General features: G+C 65.6%; 23 protein-coding genes. 17 read left to right on the top strand and 6 right to left on the bottom strand.

Going from position 1 to position 18,717, the window contains the following annotated elements; all coding sequences use genetic code 11:
* Nucleotides 1–112 precede the first annotated feature (112 nt).
* From htpG to ACE10W_RS36590, 4 genes are all read left to right on the top strand, one after another.
* Entirely contained in the window at nt 113–1,990 is a 1,878-nt protein-coding gene (gene htpG, locus ACE10W_RS36605; RefSeq protein ID WP_304548804.1) for a molecular chaperone HtpG, read from the top strand.
* A gap of 126 nt (nt 1,991–2,116) precedes the next feature.
* A complete protein-coding gene (locus tag ACE10W_RS36600) occupies nt 2,117–2,398 on the top strand; it encodes a DUF3551 domain-containing protein (protein ID WP_304548802.1) in 282 nt (93 codons plus the stop codon).
* A 33-nt stretch (nt 2,399–2,431) separates the two neighbouring features.
* Nucleotides 2,432–2,701: a DUF3551 domain-containing protein gene (locus ACE10W_RS36595; protein WP_038966154.1), complete on the top strand. Its 270-nt coding sequence runs from the start codon at nt 2,432–2,434 to the stop codon at nt 2,699–2,701.
* Between the two features lie 176 nt (nt 2,702–2,877).
* Nucleotides 2,878–3,369: a hypothetical protein gene (locus ACE10W_RS36590; protein ID WP_011090511.1), complete on the top strand. Its 492-nt coding sequence runs from the start codon at nt 2,878–2,880 to the stop codon at nt 3,367–3,369.
* Between the two features lie 37 nt (nt 3,370–3,406).
* Here the strand turns inward: ACE10W_RS36590 and ACE10W_RS36585 are convergent, their stop codons facing one another.
* Nucleotides 3,407–4,387, bottom strand: a complete 981-nt coding sequence (locus ACE10W_RS36585) for a tripartite tricarboxylate transporter substrate binding protein (protein ID WP_060908857.1) — start codon at nt 4,385–4,387, stop codon at nt 3,407–3,409.
* A gap of 230 nt (nt 4,388–4,617) precedes the next feature.
* On the opposite strand from ACE10W_RS36585, the gene ACE10W_RS36580 reads away from it, so the two are divergent.
* The 5 genes from ACE10W_RS36580 to ACE10W_RS36560 all read left to right on the top strand — a co-directional run bounded on the left by ACE10W_RS36580 (nt 4,618) and on the right by ACE10W_RS36560 (nt 9,461).
* Nucleotides 4,618–6,432, top strand: coding sequence for a long-chain-acyl-CoA synthetase (locus tag ACE10W_RS36580; protein ID WP_304548799.1), 1,815 nt, complete (start codon nt 4,618–4,620; stop codon nt 6,430–6,432).
* 362 nt (nt 6,433–6,794) lie between these two features.
* Nucleotides 6,795–7,040, top strand: a complete 246-nt coding sequence (locus tag ACE10W_RS36575) for an acyl carrier protein (RefSeq protein WP_015688794.1) — start codon at nt 6,795–6,797, stop codon at nt 7,038–7,040.
* Entirely contained in the window at nt 7,027–8,409 is a 1,383-nt protein-coding gene (locus ACE10W_RS36570) for a class I adenylate-forming enzyme family protein (RefSeq protein ID WP_304548791.1), read from the top strand. The genes ACE10W_RS36575 and ACE10W_RS36570 overlap by 14 nt, the downstream gene beginning before the upstream one ends.
* Nucleotides 8,402–9,124, top strand: coding sequence for an SDR family NAD(P)-dependent oxidoreductase (locus tag ACE10W_RS36565; RefSeq protein WP_304548789.1), 723 nt, complete (start codon nt 8,402–8,404; stop codon nt 9,122–9,124). The genes ACE10W_RS36570 and ACE10W_RS36565 overlap by 8 nt, the downstream gene beginning before the upstream one ends.
* Nucleotides 9,125–9,251: 127 nt before the next feature.
* Nucleotides 9,252–9,461, top strand: coding sequence for a hypothetical protein (locus ACE10W_RS36560; RefSeq protein ID WP_028173835.1), 210 nt, complete (start codon nt 9,252–9,254; stop codon nt 9,459–9,461).
* Between the two features lie 4 nt (nt 9,462–9,465).
* On the opposite strand, the gene ACE10W_RS36555 is transcribed toward ACE10W_RS36560, so the two are convergent.
* Together ACE10W_RS36555 and ACE10W_RS36550 are read right to left on the bottom strand one after the other, a co-directional pair.
* Nucleotides 9,466–9,852 (bottom strand): hypothetical protein, encoded by a 387-nt coding sequence (locus tag ACE10W_RS36555; protein WP_304548788.1) that lies wholly within the window; start codon nt 9,850–9,852, stop codon nt 9,466–9,468.
* 23 nt (nt 9,853–9,875) lie between these two features.
* A complete protein-coding gene (locus ACE10W_RS36550; RefSeq protein WP_304548786.1) occupies nt 9,876–10,028 on the bottom strand; it encodes a hypothetical protein in 153 nt (50 codons plus the stop codon).
* Between the two features lie 40 nt (nt 10,029–10,068).
* On the opposite strand from ACE10W_RS36550, the gene ACE10W_RS36545 reads away from it, so the two are divergent.
* Nucleotides 10,069–11,214: a DUF3095 domain-containing protein gene (locus ACE10W_RS36545; RefSeq protein WP_304548784.1), complete on the top strand. Its 1,146-nt coding sequence runs from the start codon at nt 10,069–10,071 to the stop codon at nt 11,212–11,214.
* A 4-nt stretch (nt 11,215–11,218) separates the two neighbouring features.
* Here ACE10W_RS36545 and ACE10W_RS36540 read toward each other — a convergent pair whose 3' ends face one another.
* The 3 genes from ACE10W_RS36540 to ACE10W_RS36530 all read right to left on the bottom strand — a co-directional run bounded on the left by ACE10W_RS36540 (nt 11,219) and on the right by ACE10W_RS36530 (nt 13,741).
* Nucleotides 11,219–11,653 (bottom strand): DUF2147 domain-containing protein, encoded by a 435-nt coding sequence (locus tag ACE10W_RS36540; RefSeq protein ID WP_028173838.1) that lies wholly within the window; start codon nt 11,651–11,653, stop codon nt 11,219–11,221.
* Nucleotides 11,654–11,745: 92 nt separating this feature from the next.
* Nucleotides 11,746–13,131 carry an MATE family efflux transporter gene (locus ACE10W_RS36535; RefSeq protein WP_304548781.1) on the bottom strand — a complete coding sequence of 462 codons (1,386 nt, stop codon included), beginning with the start codon at nt 13,129–13,131 and terminating at the stop codon, nt 11,746–11,748.
* An 82-nt stretch (nt 13,132–13,213) separates the two neighbouring features.
* Complete coding sequence (locus ACE10W_RS36530; protein WP_304548780.1) at nt 13,214–13,741, bottom strand: GNAT family N-acetyltransferase; 528 nt, start codon at nt 13,739–13,741, stop codon at nt 13,214–13,216.
* Nucleotides 13,742–13,983: 242 nt separating this feature from the next.
* Between ACE10W_RS36530 and ACE10W_RS36525 the strand changes: the two genes are divergently transcribed.
* The 7 genes from ACE10W_RS36525 to ACE10W_RS36495 all read left to right on the top strand — a co-directional run bounded on the left by ACE10W_RS36525 (nt 13,984) and on the right by ACE10W_RS36495 (nt 18,717).
* Nucleotides 13,984–14,580: a superoxide dismutase gene (locus tag ACE10W_RS36525; protein WP_014491764.1), complete on the top strand. Its 597-nt coding sequence runs from the start codon at nt 13,984–13,986 to the stop codon at nt 14,578–14,580.
* A 245-nt stretch (nt 14,581–14,825) separates the two neighbouring features.
* Nucleotides 14,826–15,437 carry a permease gene (locus tag ACE10W_RS36520; protein WP_038966159.1) on the top strand — a complete coding sequence of 204 codons (612 nt, stop codon included), beginning with the start codon at nt 14,826–14,828 and terminating at the stop codon, nt 15,435–15,437.
* A complete protein-coding gene (locus tag ACE10W_RS36515; protein WP_008138982.1) occupies nt 15,434–15,934 on the top strand; it encodes a hypothetical protein in 501 nt (166 codons plus the stop codon). Before ACE10W_RS36520 ends, ACE10W_RS36515 begins: the two co-directional genes overlap by 4 nt.
* Nucleotides 15,935–15,977: 43 nt before the next feature.
* A complete protein-coding gene (locus ACE10W_RS36510) occupies nt 15,978–16,214 on the top strand; it encodes a hypothetical protein (RefSeq protein ID WP_028173842.1) in 237 nt (78 codons plus the stop codon).
* Nucleotides 16,215–16,216: 2 nt separating this feature from the next.
* Nucleotides 16,217–16,972, top strand: coding sequence for a metal ABC transporter ATP-binding protein (locus ACE10W_RS36505; RefSeq protein WP_304548769.1), 756 nt, complete (start codon nt 16,217–16,219; stop codon nt 16,970–16,972).
* A gap of 6 nt (nt 16,973–16,978) precedes the next feature.
* On the top strand, nt 16,979–17,848 hold the full coding sequence (locus tag ACE10W_RS36500; protein WP_011090495.1) for a metal ABC transporter permease: 870 nt from the start codon (nt 16,979–16,981) through the stop codon (nt 17,846–17,848).
* A 5-nt stretch (nt 17,849–17,853) separates the two neighbouring features.
* Nucleotides 17,854–18,717 (top strand): metal ABC transporter substrate-binding protein, encoded by an 864-nt coding sequence (locus ACE10W_RS36495; protein WP_304548767.1) that lies wholly within the window; start codon nt 17,854–17,856, stop codon nt 18,715–18,717.

Genomic DNA, 18,717 nt, shown 5'->3' with positions numbered 1-18,717 from the left:
CAAGGGACAGGCTGCCTCTGCCGCGGGCAGGGACGGCTGCTCACGTCCTCTTGATCCGCCGTCCCATCGCGTTATATCCCGGTTTTCCCCTTTTGATTGACCGGGTAAACGCATGACGACGTCAGATACAGCTGTGCATACGCATCCCTTCCAGGCCGAGGTTTCCGAGCTGCTGCACCTCATGGTGCACTCCGTCTATTCGGAGACCGACATCTTCCTGCGCGAGCTCGTCTCCAACGCCTCGGATGCCTGTGACAAGCTCCGCTACGAGGCGATCGAAAGTCCCGCGCTGCTGGGCGAGGGCGACGCGCTCAAGATCCGCGTCATCCCGAACAAGACGGCCGGAACGCTCACGATCGCCGATAACGGCATCGGCATGGAGCGGCAGGAGCTGATCGACCATCTCGGCACCATCGCCCGCTCCGGCACCAAGGCGTTCGTCTCGAAGCTGAAGGAGGCCAAGGACGGCCTCGGCCTGATCGGCCAGTTCGGCGTCGGCTTCTATTCCGCCTTCATGGTCGCCGACAAGATCGTCGTCGTCAGCCGCCGCGCCGGCGAGAGCGACGTCTGGAGCTGGACGTCCTCCGGCGGCTCCGGCTTCGAGATCGCGCGGGCCAGCGAGGAAGACGCAGCGCGCGTGACACGCGGCACCGAGATCGTCCTGCACCTGAAGGACGACGCCAAGAAATATCTCGAGACCTACGAGATCGAGCGCATCGTCGGTGCCTATTCCGACAACATCCTGTTTCCCATCGAGCTGGTGCCGGAAGAGGGCGAGCCGCGCCAGATCAACTCGGCGAGCGCGCTGTGGCAGCGATCGAAATCGGAGCTTTCAGCCGAGGACTACAAGAAGGCCTATCAGCAGATCGCCTCCGCCTTCGACGACCCTGCGATGACGCTGCACTACCGCGCCGAGGGCCGCTACTCCTACGCCGTGCTGCTGTTTGCGCCGTCGACCAAGCCGTTCGACCTGTTCGAGCCCTCGCGCAAGGGGCGCGTCAAGCTCTATGTCCGCCGCGTCTTCATCACCGATGATGCCGATCTGCTCCCGGGCTATCTGCGCTTCATCCGCGGCGTCGTCGACAGCGAGGATCTTCCGCTCAACATCTCGCGCGAGATGCTCCAGAACAATCCGCAGCTCGTGCAGATCCGCAAGGCCGTGGCGACCCGTGTCGTGTCCGAGCTCGAGGGCCTCGCCGAGAAGGACGCGGAGAACTTCGCGAAGATCTGGGATGCTTTCGGCGCGGTGCTGAAAGAGGGCATCTACGAGGATTTCGAGCGTCGCGAAAAGCTGCTGGCGCTGTCGCGCTTCACCACCACGACGGGCGAGAAGCGGTCGCTGAAGCAGGTTGTCGCCGATTTCAAGCCGAACCAGACCGAGATCTATTATCTCGTCGGTGACAGCATCGAACGGCTGAAGTCCAACCCGCGGCTCGAGGCGGCGACCGCGCGCGGCATCGAGGTGCTGCTGCTGTCCGATCCGGTCGATGCCTTCTGGACCTCGATGCCGACGGAGCTCGAGGGCAAGCCGCTGAAGTCGCTGAGCCAGGGCGATCTCAATCTCGACCTGATCCCGCGCGTCGACGCGACGGACGAGGCGAAGAAGGACGAGCCGGAGGCGGACGAGGCCGCCACCATCGCGGTCATCAAGGCCGCCCTCGGCGAGCGCGTCAGCGACGTCAAGGCGTCCACGCGCCTCACCAGCTCGGCCTCCTGCCTCGTTGCCGACAGCCAGGGTCCGAGCCGCGAACTCGAGCGTATCCTGTCGCAGCAGAACCGCGGCATGCGCGCCAAGCCGGTCCTCGAGATCAATCTGCGCCATCCGATGGTGGGGGCGATCACCAAGGCTCAGGCCGGCTCCAAGGCCGTCGACGATCTCAGCCTGCTCCTGCTCGAGCAGGCGCAGATCCTGGACGGCGAGTTGCCGGAGGACCCGGCGGCGTTTGCGGCGAGGTTGAACCGGCTCGTGTTGCAGGGGCTCGGCGGATAGCGCCGCGGCGCACCGCCTCACCTTGCCGTCATCTGTACTTCGGAACAGTCGCCTCCGGCGTGGTGTTATGCCATATCAGGCCGTCGGCATCCGATCCGCCGACGCTACCGATTCGAGGATGTCTCCATGCGTTTGCCGATCCTGACCCTCACCGCGATTGTCATGCTGTTTGCTGCGGCAGATGCGCGCGCCCAGACCTATGACCCGCGCTATCCGGTGTGCATGCACGTCTACACGCCCGGCGGTTGGGGCGGCGGCGGCGACTATTACGACTGCTCCTTCACCTCGCTGCCGCAGTGCCGCGCCACGGCGTCGGGCCGCTCCGCGAGCTGCGACCTCAATCCCTATTACGCTTTTGACGAGCCTCCGCCGCCGCCGCGCCGGCGTCACAAGAAGGTGCAACAATAGCGATCCGCGATGCGGCACGCTGGAGCACTGCTCATGCGTTTCTCGTTCGGCCTGGTCGTAAGCATCGGTGCGGTGGTCGCGGCCGCGCCGTCGCATGCGCAAACCTTCGATCCCCGCTATCCCGTCTGCATGCACGTCTATTCCGGCTCGAGCGGCGGCGGCGGGGAGTGGTATGACTGCTCCTTCACCTCGCTGCCGCAGTGTCGCGCCACGGCGGCGGGCCGCGCCGCGACCTGCGATCTCAATCCGTATTATCCGGTCAGCGTGCCGTCGCCGCGCCAGCGTCACAGGCGAAGCGGCTAGCGCTGACTACGCGGCCACCAATCCCTGTGCTTTCACCAGTCGCCAGCGCCTCCTGCGGTTGACCCAGATCAACGCGCGGAATTGCAATCCTCGTCACCCTTGTCCCGAAGCTCGGCATCAGGAGCCCGGCATCACGCCGGCCTGTTAGATCGGGCGCTTGAGGCGAGGACATCTGCATGAACAAGCGCACCGTTATCACGCTCATCGGCGCGACCTTTGGTTTGATCGCCGTTTCCCAGCCGGCCCGCGCGGACATGATCGCGCGTTACGAATGCAGCACCGCCGGTTTCTATAGCCAGGAGCCGATCGGCGACCGCCCCGACCACAATTTGGTGACTCAGGACTACGTCTGCGTTGGTGTCGATGGCCTGCTGAAAGGCGCGGTCTATTCCGCCTCCAATGCGGTGGAATGGGACGGCCCAAAAGCGACCATCGTATTCGGTGGTGGCGTGCACCGGATTCCCGGTGGACGTCTCGTCACGCAACTGATCGAAGGCTCCGCTCAGGCGGTCATGAAGGACGGCAAGCCCATTGGCGTCGAGTCCTCGGGCAAGGGGATCGTCAAATTCGGTTCGGGTCCGTTCGCCGGGTTGAGCGGCAAAAGCGTCAAGTTCGTCACCACTCCCGTCAATCCAATCCGGTTCAACCTCGAATTCACGGCAGACTGACGCCGCTGCGGAGGCGTGGCTTGTACCTCGGGAAACGCTATTCCTTCTTGATCCCCGACAGCTCGACCACCTTGCGCCAGCGCTCGGTCTCCGCCGTCAGCATGCCGCCGAACTCGCCGGCATTGCCGTGCAGCGGGATCGCGCCGAGTTCGGCGATGCGGACCTTGATCTCGGCGTCGGAGAGCGCGGTGTCGATCTCGCGATTGAGAAGATCGACGATCTCGCGCGGCGTGTCGTGCGGGGCGCCGACGCCGTAGAATGAGCTCGTCTCGTAGCCGGGCAGCGTCTCCGCGATCGGCGGCGCGTCCGGCAGGATCTCCGAACGCTCGCGCGTGGTGACGCCGAGCGCGCGCAGCTTTCCGGCGCGCACCAGCTCGAAGGACGAGGTGACGTTGTCGAACATGCCCTGGATCTGGCCGCTCATCACGTCGGTCAGGCCCGGCGCCGAGCCGCGATAGGGGACGTGGGTGAACCGCACGCCGGCCAGCGACTTGAACAGCTCGCCGGACAGATGCAGCGAGGTGCCGATCCCGGAGGAAGCGATCGACATCTTGCCGGGATTGGCCTTGGCGTAGGCGATGAAGTCGGCGACGGTTTTCACCGGCAGGTCGTTGTTGACGACCAGCACCAGCGGAATCCGCGCGACACCCGCGACCGGCGCGATGCTCTTGGCGAAATCATACGGCAGCGAAGGATCGAACGAGGCGTTGATCGCGTTCGCGGTCGAGGTTAGCAGCAGCGTGTAGCCGTCAGGGGCGGACGTGATGACCGCCTGCGTCCCGATATTGCTGCCGGCGCCCGGCTTGTTCTCGACCACGAAGGTCTGGCCGAGCCGTTCGGACAGGCGCTGGCAGAGCAGCCGCGACAGCACGTCGGTGGCGCCGCCCGGGGCATAAGGCACCACCCATTTCACGCTGCGCGATGGATAGGAGGGGTTGCCGATCGCAAAGGCGCGCGGCGCAACGAGCGCAGCGACGGCACAGGCGGCGGTGTGGAGGAAATGTCGCTTGGTGATCATGGTCGTCTCCAATTCCCCTATCCCCGCAGCCGAGGCGAGGACACGCGCAGCGCGCCCAAATGACTCGTTTTGGTATCGCAAGAATTGCGCTGCGGCGCACGCCGATCCCATCGGCTTGGTAAAGGATGACTAGAGTTAATCGCGCACTAACCGGCTTTTACCTTGTCTCTTAACACCTGGGCAGGGCGCGCGGGCTAAGCTTGGGGAACCAGCAGACACGTTCCGAAAGTATGAACGGCATGACCACCGGCGTCATCGAGCAACCGAAGGCCGCGCGCGCGCCATCGGCGTCAAAGATCTGGCTGAAGGCGATCGAGCTGACCGCGCGGATCGAGACGCTGCCGGGCCGGCTGTTTGCCGACGTCGTCGACGATTGGGCGCAGCGTCAGCCCGACCGCGTCGCGCTGATCACGGATGACGCAGCGCTCGACTACGAAGGTTTGTCGAAACGCATCAACCGCTATGCGCGCTGGGCGCGCTCGGTCGGTGTGAGCAAGGGCGAAACTGTCGGCCTGATCATGCCGAACGGCCTCGACTACGTTGCCGCCTGGCTCGGCATCAGCCGGATCGGCGGTGTGGTCGCGCTGATCAATACAAAGCTTGTCGGGCAATCGCTCGCGCATTGCCTCGATGTCGCGAGGCCCCGGCACATCATCGTCGCGCACGACCTGGTGGAGACGCTGGAGAGTGCGAAGCCACATCTGAAGACCGAGGCCGAGGTCTGGACCCATGGCGATGCCCGCAGCGAGCGGGCCATCGACGTCGCGCTTGCCGCGCTCGACGACGGCCCGCTTTGTCCCGGAGAGCACGGCGACGTCACCATCGATGATCGCGCGCTGCTGATCTACACGTCCGGCACGACAGGCCTGCCCAAGGCCGCCAGCATCAGCCATCGCCGCATCCTCAATTGGGGCTTTTGGTTCGCCGGCCTCACCGGCGCCGGCCCACAGGACCGGCTCTACGATTGTCTGCCGCTGTTCCACTCGGTCGGCGGCATCGTCGCGCCGTGCAGCATGCTGGCCGCCGGCGGCTCGGTGGTGATCGCGGACAAGTTCTCGGCGTCGAATTTCTGGTCCGACATCGTGCGGCACGACTGCACGCTGTTCCAGTATATCGGCGAGCTCTGCCGCTATCTGCTCAAGGCGCCGCCGTCGGAATACGAGAACCGCCATCGGCTGCGGCTCGTCTGCGGCAACGGCCTGCGCGGCGACATCTGGGAGGACTTTCAGACCCGCTTCGCCATTCCTCGCATCCTCGAATTCTATGCGGCGACCGAAGGCAATTTCTCGCTGTTCAACGTCGAGGGCCAGCCCGGCGCGATCGGCCGTATCCCGCCGCTGCTCGCGCATCGTTTCCCCGCGAGCCTCGTCAAGCTCGACCCTGACAGCGGCGCGCCGTTGCGCAATGAAGAGGGTCTTTGCATCGCCTCCGCCCGCGGCGAGGCGGGCGAGGCCATCGGCCGCATCGGCACGGCGGACCAGGGCGGCGGCCGCTTCGAGGGCTACACGGACGCCGGGGAGACCGAGAAGAAGATCCTGCGTGACGTCTTCGCCAGGGGCGATGCCTGGTTCCGCACCGGCGATCTGATGCGGCTCGACGACAAGGGCTTCTTCCATTTCGTCGATCGCATCGGCGACACCTTTCGCTGGAAGGGCGAGAACGTCGCGACCTCGGAGGTCAACGACGCCGTGCGCGATTTTACCGGCGTCATCGACGCCACCACTTACGGCGTCAGCATCCCTGGCACCGACGGCCGCGCCGGCATGAGCGCAATCGTCGTGAACGAGGGATTTGACGTCGCGGCATTGCCCGCGCATCTCGCACAGCGCCTGCCGGCCTACGCCCGCCCGGTCTTCATCCGCATCTCGCGCGAGCTCGATGCGACCGAGACGTTCAAGCAGAAGAAGGGCGAGCTCGCGCGCGAGGGATTCGACCCCGGCGCGATCTCCGAGCCGCTGTTCATGGCGGAGCCGAAATCCGGCGACTATGTCGCACTGACTTCCGAGGCTTATGCGCAAATCGTCGACGGTGCGATCAGGTTCTAAACGGATAAACGAGAATCGCCGCCACGAACTCCCTGCGTTCCCTCCCCCCTTGTGGGGGAGGGTTAGGGAGGGGGTAGCCCAGCAAAAGGTGTCTGAGAGTTCGCAAGCTGCCTGGAAGCGATGGAGGGAGTCCCCGTGTGGCCCCCCTCCCTGCCCCTCCCCCACAAGGGGGGAGGGAATGAGAGAGTAGTGCTCACCTCACTTTGAACTCACGGCAAAATCCGCCAGATAGGTCCAATTTTATCTGAATTGTCCAAGAAGCCATTTACTTCTGTCGGGTAAACAGACGGCCATGGGGAGGCGGTCATCAAGAGCCGCCGCAAGACATACGATCGATCAACAAAGCAAGAGGCAAGCCAGCCATGTCGGTAAGGTCCAAGGTCATTGAAGCGATCCAGCAGATCGCCAAGGAACAGCACGTCACGCTTCCCGCGCTCTCGGACGATCTGTCCCTGCACGAGACGGGTTTCGACTCGCTCGCCTTCGCGATCCTTGTCGCTCGGCTCGAGGACGAGACCGGTGTCGATCCGTTCACCATTTCCGAGGACGCAGCGTTCCCCGCCACGGTCGGCGATTTCGTGCGGGCCTACGAAAATGTCCCCGCGTGATATCTTTGCGCTTCGCGATCATCTCGGCGCGGAGCTGAAGGGCCGTACGCTGTCGGATGCGCACGATGTCGTGTCGCTGACCGACATCCTGTCGCAGACGGTCCTGGGCGGCCGCCTGCGCGAGCTGTCCGGCCGCGCGGTGCTGCTCAAATTGTCCGACCAGCTCCGGTCGGGCCTTGCCATGATCGAGCTCGACGGCATCGCCCGCCGCATGCTGCTGTGTCCGCCCGATCTCAATCCGGCGTATCTGGACGCGCTGATCGCGGATGCCGGGATCGATGCCGTCGTCACCGACGAGCCCGATCGCTGGGCTGAGACCGGCGTGCCGCTGGTCGTCACCGCACAATTGCCGCTTCAAGCCACCGCGCCCGCGCAGACCGAGTGCGCCACCGAATGGCTGATGCTGACCTCGGGCACGTCAGGCGTGCCGAAGATCGCCGGCCATACGCTGGAAGCGCTGACCGGCGCGATCGTCGCCGAAGGCCCCGCGCGCGGACCGGCACCGGTGTGGGCGACGTTCTACGACATTCGCCGCTATGGCGGCCTCCAGATCTTCCTCCGCGCCATCCTCTCCGGCGGCTCCATGGTGCTGTCGGATCCGCATGAGGCCCTCGCCGATCACGTCGCTCGGCTGAACGCGCGCGCGGTCTCCCACATCTCCGGCACGCCCTCGCACTGGCGCAAGCTTCTGATGAGCGGCTCGGCCGCGCAATTCGCGCCGGCTTACGTCCGTCTCTCCGGCGAGATCGCCGACCAGGCGGTGCTCGACGGCCTGAAGGCGGCATTCCCGAATTCCTCGGTCGGCCATGCCTACGCCTCGACCGAGGCCGGTGTCGGCTTCGCCGTGAATGACGGGCTCGAAGGCTTTCCGGCCGACTATCTCGGTAACCGCAACGGCGTCGAGATGAAGGTCGTGGACGGCTCGCTGCGCATCCGCTCGACGCGCACCGCACATGCCTATATCGGCCGCGACGCCGCCGCACTCACCGATGATGACGGATTTGTCGACAGCGGCGATATTGTCGAGCTGCGCGGGGACCGCTATTATTTCGTCGGCCGCCGCGGCGGCATCATCAATATCGGTGGGCTGAAGGTCCACCCCGAGGAGATCGAGGCTGTCATCAATCGCCATTCCGACGTCCGGATGTCGCGGGCCAAGTCGCGGAAGAGTCCGATCACCGGCGGCATCGTGGTTGCCGACGTGATCCTCGCCGACGGCACCGACCAGGCGCGCGCGAAGGAGATTCGCGACCAGATCCTGGATCAATGCCGCGCGCAGCTCGCTTCCCACAAGGTGCCGGCGGTGATCCGCTTCGTCGAGACGCTCGACGTCACCCCGGCCGGCAAACTGGCGCGCACCGATGCATAATGTCCTCGTCACCGGCGGCAGCCGCGGTATCGGCCTTGCGATCGGCAAGCGTCTGGCTGGCGCCGGCTACAACGTGATTGCCGCGGCGCGGCGCGAGAGCGACGAGCTCAGGGCCGCCATTGGCGAGTCCGAGGGCCGTCTGCATTTCCGCGCCTGCGATCTCGCGGTGATCGACGCGATTCCCGCTTTCGCAAAGCTCGTGCGTGACGAATTCGGCCCGATCTACGGCCTCGTCAACAATGCCGGCCTCGGCACCGAAGGCCTGCTCGCGACCATGCACAATTCCGAGATCGAGGCGCTGGTGCAACTCAACGTGCTGTCGCCGATCATTCTCACCAAATATGTCGCACGGCAGATGATGGCCGATGGTGCCGGCCGCATCATCAACATCTCCTCGATCATCGCGACGACCGGCTATAACGGCCTGTCCGTCTATGGCGCGACCAAGGCGGCCGCCACCGGCTTTACCCGCTCGCTCGCGCGTGAAGTCGGCAAGCTCGGCATCACCGTGAACGCGATTGCGCCTGGTTTCATCGACACCGAGCTGACTCACAATCTCTCCGACGAAGGACGCAAACGCATCGCGGGCCGAAGTGCATTGCGCCGGCTGCCGGAGACGGAAGACGTCGCACGGATGGTGGAATATCTGCTCGGCGATGGCGGCCGCAACGTCACGGGCGCCGTGTTCACGGTCGACGCCGGGAACACGGCGTAAAGCGGAACTTCACCGCCACAATTGCATTGATTCGTCGCAATGACATTCGACCGGATTTGGTCGTAAGATGCCCCGCAATCGATTGGGTTACGTCAATCGATCTGCCCCAATCGACAGGGAGCAGTGCATGACCATGCGAAACATGACCGCTTCAAATCAGGGCCGGACGGAGCAATCGCGCGCGAAGCCGGACGACGTCCGTTGTCCGCCGATGACGCACCAGAATTCCGGCGATCACGGTCACGAGATGTACCCGCAGCAATTCGTGCGCTTGGTCGGCTGCCATGACGCGTCTCACGACGCCTTGCGCAACCGTGAGGATGAGAAGCTGCACTAGTCGCTCACGTCCGAGGCTTCGGCAGGTCAATCCGTTCGTGTGAGAATTCCGGCGGCCCTTCGGTGAGGCGGCGGATGCGACGCTCGCGTTCGTCCTCCGGCAATGCGGGATCGAGCAGTCCCTCGATCTCATGCACCGCGAGCTCCTCGAGCCTGGTCGCGTCCGAGACGACCGTGGACCCCGATGCCGGTGTGGGAGGCGCGATCCTCAGGCCGAACTCGACCAGCTTGCAGATCGCATCCGAGCGCGACAGTTGATGGGCCTCGGCCCAGGCATCGACGGTGGCGGTCAGCAGCTCCGGCATTTTCACCGCACTGATCGCGTCCAGCCCCGTGCGTCGGCGTACCGGCGAGGTGGAGTCCTTGCTATCAAAATCAGACACCCCGATCATCCCGCGCAACCATTTCAGATGGCTCAACCGTAAACGTCATTTTCGGCCGGCTGTTTGATGCTGATCAATGACAAGCTGCGGCATTGCGGCGCGGCGCGATCTTGTTGTCCGCCGCCATTTCGGCCAATGATCGGGACTTCGAGGGGGCGCCGGCGAACCCGGATCGGTCCTGCCACGTACTTCTCCTGGACGCGTCCAACCATTCGGCATCATCCGATGACATCAGGCGAATCCTTCTATGGCGGCATCCCCGTCTTCCGCGGCTTCACCAGCCTGATGGACCCCGCGCTCTATGCGTCGCTGCCGGATGACTGGAGCATCGGTGTCGCCGACATCGTCGATTCCACCAAGGCGATCGCGGCGCAGCGCTACAAGGCGGTCAACATGGCCGGCGCTGCCGTGATCGCGGCGGTGACCAATGCGCTTGAGGGACGGGAATTCCCCTTCGTGTTCGGCGGTGACGGCGCGAGCTTTGCGGTCGCGCCCGGCGATCTCGATCGCGCCCGGGACGCGCTGGCTGCGACCGCGACCTGGGTACGGGAGGATCTCGATCTGACGATGCGTGTTGCGCTGGTGCCGGTGAGTGCGATCCGGGCGCAAGGTCTCGACGTGCGCGTCGCGCGCTTCGGTCCGTCGGCGAACCTGTCCTATGCGATGTTCTCCGGCGGCGGGCTCGCCTGGGCCGACGCCGCGATGAAGCGCGGCGAGTTCGCCGTCGCTGAGGCGCCGGCCGGCACCCAACCGGATCTGTCCGGCCTGTCCTGCCGCTTCGAGGTGATTCCGGCCTCGCGCGGCCTGATCCTGTCGGTTCTGGTGATGCCGGCACGCGGCGCGGACCCGCCGGCGTTCCGCAAGGTGATCGAGGACATCATCCACCTCGTCGAACGCAGCCCGGACGGCGCCCGCCCGGTGCCGCCACAGGGGCCGCCGCTGAAATGGCCGCCGCAGGGGCTGGACTACGAAGCCCGCACCAAGCGCGGCGGCCCGCTGCTCGCGCGCCGCGCCGTCGTGCTGGCCTACACGCTGTTCGCCTATCTGATCATGCGCTTCGACATCAAGGTCGGCGGTTTCGTGCCCAACCTCTACAAACGTCAGGTGGTCGAGAACTCGGACTTCAGGAAATATGACGACGGCCTGCGCATGATCCTCGACTGTACGCCCGAGCTCGAACGTGCCCTCAGCGATCGTCTTGCGGCTGCCGCGCGCGAGGGCGTCGTGCGCTACGGCCTCTACCCGCAGGACGCCGCGATGATGACCTGCTTCACGCCGTCGGCGCTGCGCAGCGACCACGTGCACTTCATCGACGGCGCGCGGGGCGGCTACGCCTCGGCGGCGACGGCGCTGAAGGCGATGATGGCTTGAAGCGCTAGCGTCCCGCGCGCGTCCAGGTTTCGCCCCCGCAAAGCGCGCCGACGCAGCCTTCGACCCGCAGCGAGTCTGCACCCGTGACCGAGACGCTGCTCGCATAGGTGCTGCCGTCGTCGGCATTGTAGATCTGGCCCGACCATTTGTTCGGGCCGGACGGCTGCATGCCGCTGAACAACGGCAGGCCGATCATCGGCCGTCTCGCCAGCGCGGGATTGGGATTCTTGCTGTCGGTGGCGGGCTGGCCGGTCGCGGTGTCCATGGGTTCGCGCAGCCAGATGATAACGCCGCAGAGGCCGCCGCCGCACTTGCTGATCTTGACGCGGGCGTCGCCGGCCTGTGTGAGCCAGGTCCCGTCGGCGCTCTGCGCTTGGGCGGCAGTCGCGCCAAGCAGCGCAGCCAGAAGGACGATGAGAGTAGCGAATCTGGAAATCATGGAGAGGCCCCGAAGTGGAGCGCCTCCATAGCAGCCCAGCAGGATAGTGCAACGCTGGATGGAATCACATTCCCGCGCTTATTTGCCTGCGCTCATTTGCCCCAGCGCGCGAAAGCGACGGAGGCCGCGGTCGACAGTCCGAACACCACCATCGCGCCGCCAACCAGCGCGAACAAGGTCCAGGCCGGCGCTTGCGCCATCATGAGGACGCCGCCGCCGATCGCGACGATCAGAAGCCGCGCGGTGGAGGCCAGCACCGGTCCGCCGACGCGCGCGGCGCCCTGTGAGGAGAAGTACAGCGACACGCCCATGCCGAAGAACGCGAAGGCCGGGCCGGCCCAGTGGAAATAGCTGTGCGCGGCGGCGGTGACGCCGGGGTCGGCCGTGAAGAGCGAGGCCCACAACGCGGGATCGAGCGCAATGACGAGTCCGATCAGGCCGACGGTGAGGGCGGACGCCGCGGCTGCGGTCCAGGCCACGCGCCGTGCGCGCTTCACTTGTCCGGCGCCGATCGCCATGCCGACCATCGGCACCGAGGCGATGCCGAAGGCGAAGGTGATCGGGATCAGCAGAAATTCCAGCCGCGAGCCGATGCCGTAACCGGCCAGCATCTCGGTGCCGAACGTCGCCAGGATCCTGGTGAAGATCAGAATGGTGAGCACGGTCTGCAGCGGCGAGAGGCAGGCGACCGCGCCCACCTTGAGGATGTCCAGGAACATCGCGCGCTCAAAATAAAACGCGCGGAAATCCAGCGGCAGCCGGCTGCGGCCTGACAAGAGATACCAGAGGAAGAAGACCGCGGCGCAGGTGAATGCGATCAACTGGCCGGCGGCGACGCCCGGCATGCCGAATTGCTTCACGCCGAACAGGCCGAGCCCCAGCGTGCCGCCGAGCGCGATCTGGAGCACGCTTGCCCCGATCAGTGTCATCGAGGGCAGGCGCATGTCGCCGGTGCCGCGGATCACCGAGGCCAGCGTGTTGACGAGCCAGATCGCGACCGCGCCGGAGAACAGCACCTGCGAATAACCGCAGGCTTCCTCGAGCACGCGCTCGCGGCCGCCGAGCAGCGTGAAGAACGAGCGGCCGAAGACCAGCATCGTTACCGTGAAGAACAGCCCGCCGCAGAGGCCGATGATGGCGGCATGCAGCGCCAGCGTCGCGGCGCGGTCGCGATCCCCGGCGCCGAGCGCGCGGCTGATCGCGGATGAGACGCCGCCGCCCATCGCGCCCGCGCTCATCATCTGCGTCAGCATCGCGAACGGGAACACCAGCGCGATCGCCGCGAGCGGGATGGTGCCGAGCCGGCCGATATAGGAGGTCTCGGCGATCGCAACCAGCGTGCTGCCGACCATCGCGATCATGTTGGGGATCGCGAGCCGCAGCAGCGTCGGCAGGATCGGCGCCGTCAGCAGGCTGGCGATGGGGGAGGCGACCGGTGCACGCGGCGGGGCGGCGTCTATGGGGGCGTCGATCGTCATGTCCATGGTGCGGAATATTGGATGATGACCGACATATTACAGGGCGTGGCTCTCTGGCACCAGCCCTCCGGTCACGCAGGGCTCACCAGGGCAAGCCGCATAGGTCGATGGTGCCCAGCGTCGGCGCGCGGACGATGTTGAAGACGTACGGCGCCATGTAGTCGAAGCGGATCCGCCCCTCCGGCTGCTCGCAATAGACCTCGCCCTTGAAGGGCAGCCAGCTGCGGGATTCGTAGAACGCAAAATTGTGCGGCTCGCAGAACAGCAGCGCGAAGCGGACCGCCTCGTTGGCGCGCATGGTGTGCACCGCCGCGTCGATAGCCATGGTGGCGTAGCCGCGACCGCGCCGGTCCTCGCGCGTGCAGACCCCGCCGATGCCGCCGGCGTGAATCTTCTGCCCGTTCCAGGTGACGGTGCGAAAGTAGACGCCGACGTGGCAGACGAGGCCGTCCTCGGGCGTCTCGAGCAGCACGCGAAGATGGGCGTTGTCCCATTTGACGTGAGCCCAGGGCTTGTCCGCGACCATATGCGGTCCCCAGACCGCCTGATGCAGCGGCTCGGCGATCGGCCACGAGGCGTCGCCGTTCAAGATGTCGATCTCGATGGTCATGGCTTCGTCCTTCGCAGCTCCGCTTCGTGGCGCATTCGTTCTGTCATAAGCGCTTCAAAGGCAACGATATTTTATGGCGAACCGCACGGCTGATGACCAGCGCGTGCTGCGACCATTTTATGCAATCCAGCCAAGCGGCCCCCATCACGCGTTTTCGCAAATTCTGAGGTATTTAACGGCCGCGGAACCTTCTATAAGGGGTGACCGTTAGAACGTTCCCCACCAGTTGCGGACAAGAACCCATGACATTCACGCTGCCCCCACTCCCTTACGCCTATGACGCCCTCGGCCAGTTCATGTCGAAGGAGACGCTCGAATTCCACCACGACAAGCATCATCAGGCCTACGTCACCAACGGCAACAACGCGCTCAAGGGCACCGAATGGGAAGGCAAGTCCCTTGAAGAGATCGTCAAGGGCTCGTTCGGCAAGAACCCCGCGGTGTTCAACAATGCCGGCCAGCACTACAACCACATCCACTTCTGGAGCTGGATGAAGCCCAATGGCGGCGGCACCAAGCTGCCCGGCAAGCTCGAGAAGAAGATCAACGAGGACCTCGGCGGCTTCGAGAAGTTCAAGACCGACTTCCAGGCGGCCGGCGTCGGCCAGTTCGGCTCCGGCTGGTGCTGGCTCCAGGTCAAGAACGGCAAGCTCGAGATCTCCAAGACCCCGAACGGCGAGAATCCGCTGGTGCACGGCGCCACCCCGATCCTCGGCTGCGACGTCTGGGAGCACTCCTACTACATCGACTATCGCAACCGCCGTCCGGACTATCTCAAGGCGTTCGTCGAGAACCTCGTGAACTGGGAATACGTCGAGTCCCTGTTCGACAAGGCGTAAGGCTTTCCTCCGTCATTCCGGGGCGATGCGTAGCATCGAACCCGGAATCTCGAGATTCCGGGTTCGGCTTCGCCGCCCCGGAATGACAGACAAGGCGGTCGCATGCGCGGCCGCCTTTTTGCTGTGCGGAATTGATTGAACCAGTCCTGCGCCATGCGCGCATCGGTCTGTGATCGTACCGTTTGCATCGCATGGACGGCGCCCTTAATCAGGACGGGCATCACCATCGAGCCGCCCCACACCCGTTGTCAGACCCTTCCCCGAAAGACCCGGCGCCTGCCGAGGACGCGGAGTCCGAGCCGCGGCCGGGCCGTGTGCGCAAGCCGATCGGCTGGTCGACGATCATCATCGCGGTCCTGGTGGCGGTCAGCGCGGCGCTGGTGTGGCGGCGTGACGGCACCGACGGCGTTCTGGACATTCTCACCCACGACCTCTCGCTGTTCGGCGGCATCCTGCCGCGCGTGCTGGCCGGCTGCCTGCTCGGCGCCTTCATCTCCGAGATCCTGCCGCACGAGAAAGTCTCGCGCTCGCTCGGGCCGCAATCCGGCCTGAAGGGCCTTCTGATCGGTACCGCCTTCGGCGCGATCCTGCCGGGCGGTCCCTTCACCGCCTATCCCGTGGCGAGCGCGCTGCTGGCGGTCGGCGCTGATTTCGGCGCCACCATCGCCATGGTCGTGAGCTGGACCCTGATCGGCTACGGCCGGGCGGTCGCCTGGGAAATCCCGATCATGGGCACCGATTTCACGCTGTGGCGGATCGTCATCTCGCTGCCGCTGCCGGTGCTCGCAGGCGGCCTCGGCCGCTTCGTCTATGTCCGGCTCTATCCGAAGCGTGACAGCGATGAGGAGGCGAGTTGAGCGCGGCGCTCCTCATCGACATCCTGCTATGGGGCTCGGTCTTCGGCGTCGGCCTGATCGCTTTCCGTCGCGGCCCGCCGGTGTTCAAGGCTTCGCTGCGCGAAGGCTCGATGGACTTCATCAACATCGTGCCGCGGATCGCGTTGGGGGTGATCGGCTCCGGCTACATCGCCGCCATCATCCCCCAGGAGGTGATCACCGGCTGGCTCGGACCGGACAGCGGCTGGCTGGGGGTCGCGACCGCCGTGGTCGCCGGTGCCGCCACGCCCGGCGGCCCCGTGATCGGCTTCTCCATCGGGACCGTGGCGCTGAAGTCGGGCGGCGGGGTGCCGCAAGTGGTCGCCTATGTCGTCGCCTGGGCGCTGTTTGCCTTCCAGCGGGTGATTTTGTGGGAAATCCCGTTCATGCCGGCCCGTTTCGTCTGGTTCCGCTGCGCCGTCTCGGTGCCGTTCCCGTTCGTGGCGGCCGCCATCGCGATGGTGATCGGCAAGCCCTGAGCCCGGCGTGGACAGGCGTAATGTTATAATATAACGTCCAGACATGGTTCCCGCCGCGTCCCACGCCCACCATCACGACCATGCCCACGGCCATTCTCATGGCGACGCGCATTCGCACGGGCACGACCACACCCATGCCCACGTCCATGACGCGACCTCGCCGCATCCGGCCCAGGCGGCGCCCTGGTCGATCCTGCGCATGACCATGGCGGGCCGCCTCTCGGCCGCCGTTGCCGTCTGCGCCGTGCTCTGGGGCATCGTCTTTCTGGCAATGAGGTGACGATGGCGGCGCTGCATTTCCACAACGTCACGCTGGGCTACGACCGGCATCCGGCCGTGCACCATCTCAACGGCGAGGTTGCGCCGGGTGCGCTGGTCGCCGTGATCGGCCCGAACGGCGCCGGCAAGTCGACCCTGCTGCGCGGCATCGTCGGCATCCTCAGGCCGCTCGACGGCAGCATCCATCTCGGCGGGCTCGACTCCCGCGATATCGCCTATCTGCCGCAGAGCGCGGAGATCGACCGCAGCTTCCCCATCTCGGTGTTCGACTTCGTCGGCACCGGCCTGTGGCGCGGCACCGGCCTGTTCGGCGGCATCGGCAAAGCCGCGCGCGAAAAAATCCTCCGCGCGATCGGCGCCGTTGGGCTGAATGGCTTCGAGAACCGCCCGATCGGTACGCTCTCCGGCGGTCAGATGCAGCGCGTGCTGTTCGCCCGCGTCTTGCTTCAGAACGCGCGGCTGATCGTGCTCGACGAGCCCTTCAACGCCATCGACAGCAAGACCACGACCGACCTGCTCGCGCTGGTGAAGCGCTGGCACGGCGAGGGCCGCACGGTGCTCGCCGCGCTGCATGACATGGAGATGGTGCGCAGCCATTTCACCGAGACCCTGGTGCTGGCGCGCGGCCCTGTGGCATGGGGCCCGACGGCGGAGGTGCTGACGCCGGAGAACCTCATGGTCGCGATGCGGATGTGCGAGGCGTTCGACGACAGCGCCGCGGCCTGCGCGGCCGACGATGCCCGCTCGCGGGCGGCGTGACCGCAGATGCTCCATGACGCGCTGATCGGTCCGTTCACCGAATTCGAGTTCATGCGGCGCGCGCTTGCCGCCGTGATCGCGCTGTCGCTCGCGGGCGCGCCGATCGGCGTATTCCTGATGCTGCGGCGGATGAGCCTCGTCGGCGATGCCATGGCGCATGCGATCCTGCCGGGCGCGGCGGTCGGCTTCCTGCTCTCCGGTCTCAATCTGTTTGCAATGACGGCCGGCGGCCTGTTCGCGGGCTTTGCGGTCGCGATCCTCGCCGGTGTGGTCGCGCGCTCGACCGGGCTGAAGGAGGACGCGTCGCTCGCGACCTTCTACCTGGCCTCGCTGGCGCTGGGGGTGACCATCGTCTCGATCAAGGGCACCAATATCGACCTGCTGCACGTGCTGTTCGGCAACATCCTCGCGATGGACGACCAGACGCTGCTGGTGGTCGCCTTCAACGCCACGGTGACGCTGCTGGTGCTCGCCGTGATCTACCGCCCGCTGGTGATCGAGAGTGTCGATCCGCTGTTCCTGCGCACTGTCAGCCGGGCCGGGGGGCCTGCGCATCTCGCTTTCCTCGCGCTCGTCGTGATCAACCTCGTCAACGGCTTTCAGGCGCTCGGCACGCTGCTCGCGGTGGGGCTGATGATCCTGCCGGCCGGCATCGCGCGGTTCTGGTCGCGCGATCTCACGGCGATGATCTGCATCGCGGTCGTCGCCGCCGCAGTCTCGGGCTATGCCGGCCTCGTGCTGTCGTTCCAGACCCGCGTGCCGTCGGGCCCTGCTATCATTCTGGTCGCGACCGTGCTCTACATCGTCTCGGTGCTGTTCGGCCGTGTCGGCGGTATCGTCCGGCAACTGTTTCCCGGCCGGCATCTGGAAGCGTGACCGCAATGCGCTTCCTTCTGCTCCTTGCCTTGCTGCTGACCGCCTCGCCGCTGCATGCCGCGGAACGGCTCAACGTCGTCGCCAGCTTCTCGATCCTCGGCGATTTCGTCCGCAACGTCGGCGGCGACCGGGTCAGCGTCACCACGTTGGTCGGCCCCGACAGCGACGTCCATGTCTATACGCCGGCACCAAGCGATGCGAAGCGGATCGCGGACGCAAAGTTCGTTGTCGTCAATGGGCTCGGCCTCGAGGGCTGGCTGCCGCGCCTCGTGCAATCCTCCGGCAGCAAGGCAACGGTCGTCACCGCCAGCGCCGGCATCACGCCCCTGAAGCTTGGCTCGGCTGCCGATCCGCATGCCTGGCAGTCCGTCCCCAACGCCAAGGTTTACGTGACGGATATCGCCAACGCGCTGGCCGCGGCCGATCCCGAGGACGCGGAGTTCTTCCGCGCCCAGGCCAAGGCCTATCTGGAAAAGCTCGAAGCGCTCGACCGCGAGGTGCGCGAGGCCGTTGCGAAAATTCCGCCCGAGCGGCGCAAGGTGATCTCCACCCATGACGCCTTCGGCTATTTCGCCGCCGAATACGGTATCCAGTTCATCGCGCCGCTCGGCGTCTCCACCGAAACCGAGCCCAGCGCGCGGGACATCGCCGCCATCATCGGCCAGATCAAAGGCCAGAAGATCCCGGCGGTATTCTTGGAGAATATCAGCGACGACCGCCTGATCCGGCGGATCGCGGCCGAGACCGGGGCAAAGGTCGGCGGGACCTTGATTTCGGACGGTTTGACGGGTGAAAAGGGGTCCGCACCCACTTACATTGACATGGTCAGGCACAATATAAAGGCCCTGACCAGCGCGCTTGACCACTAG

The organism is Bradyrhizobium sp. B025 (genome assembly GCF_042257955.1).
Taxonomy (GTDB): Bacteria; Pseudomonadota; Alphaproteobacteria; order Rhizobiales; family Xanthobacteraceae; genus Bradyrhizobium; species Bradyrhizobium diazoefficiens.
This window is presented reverse-complemented; position numbering and strand designations above follow the sequence as displayed.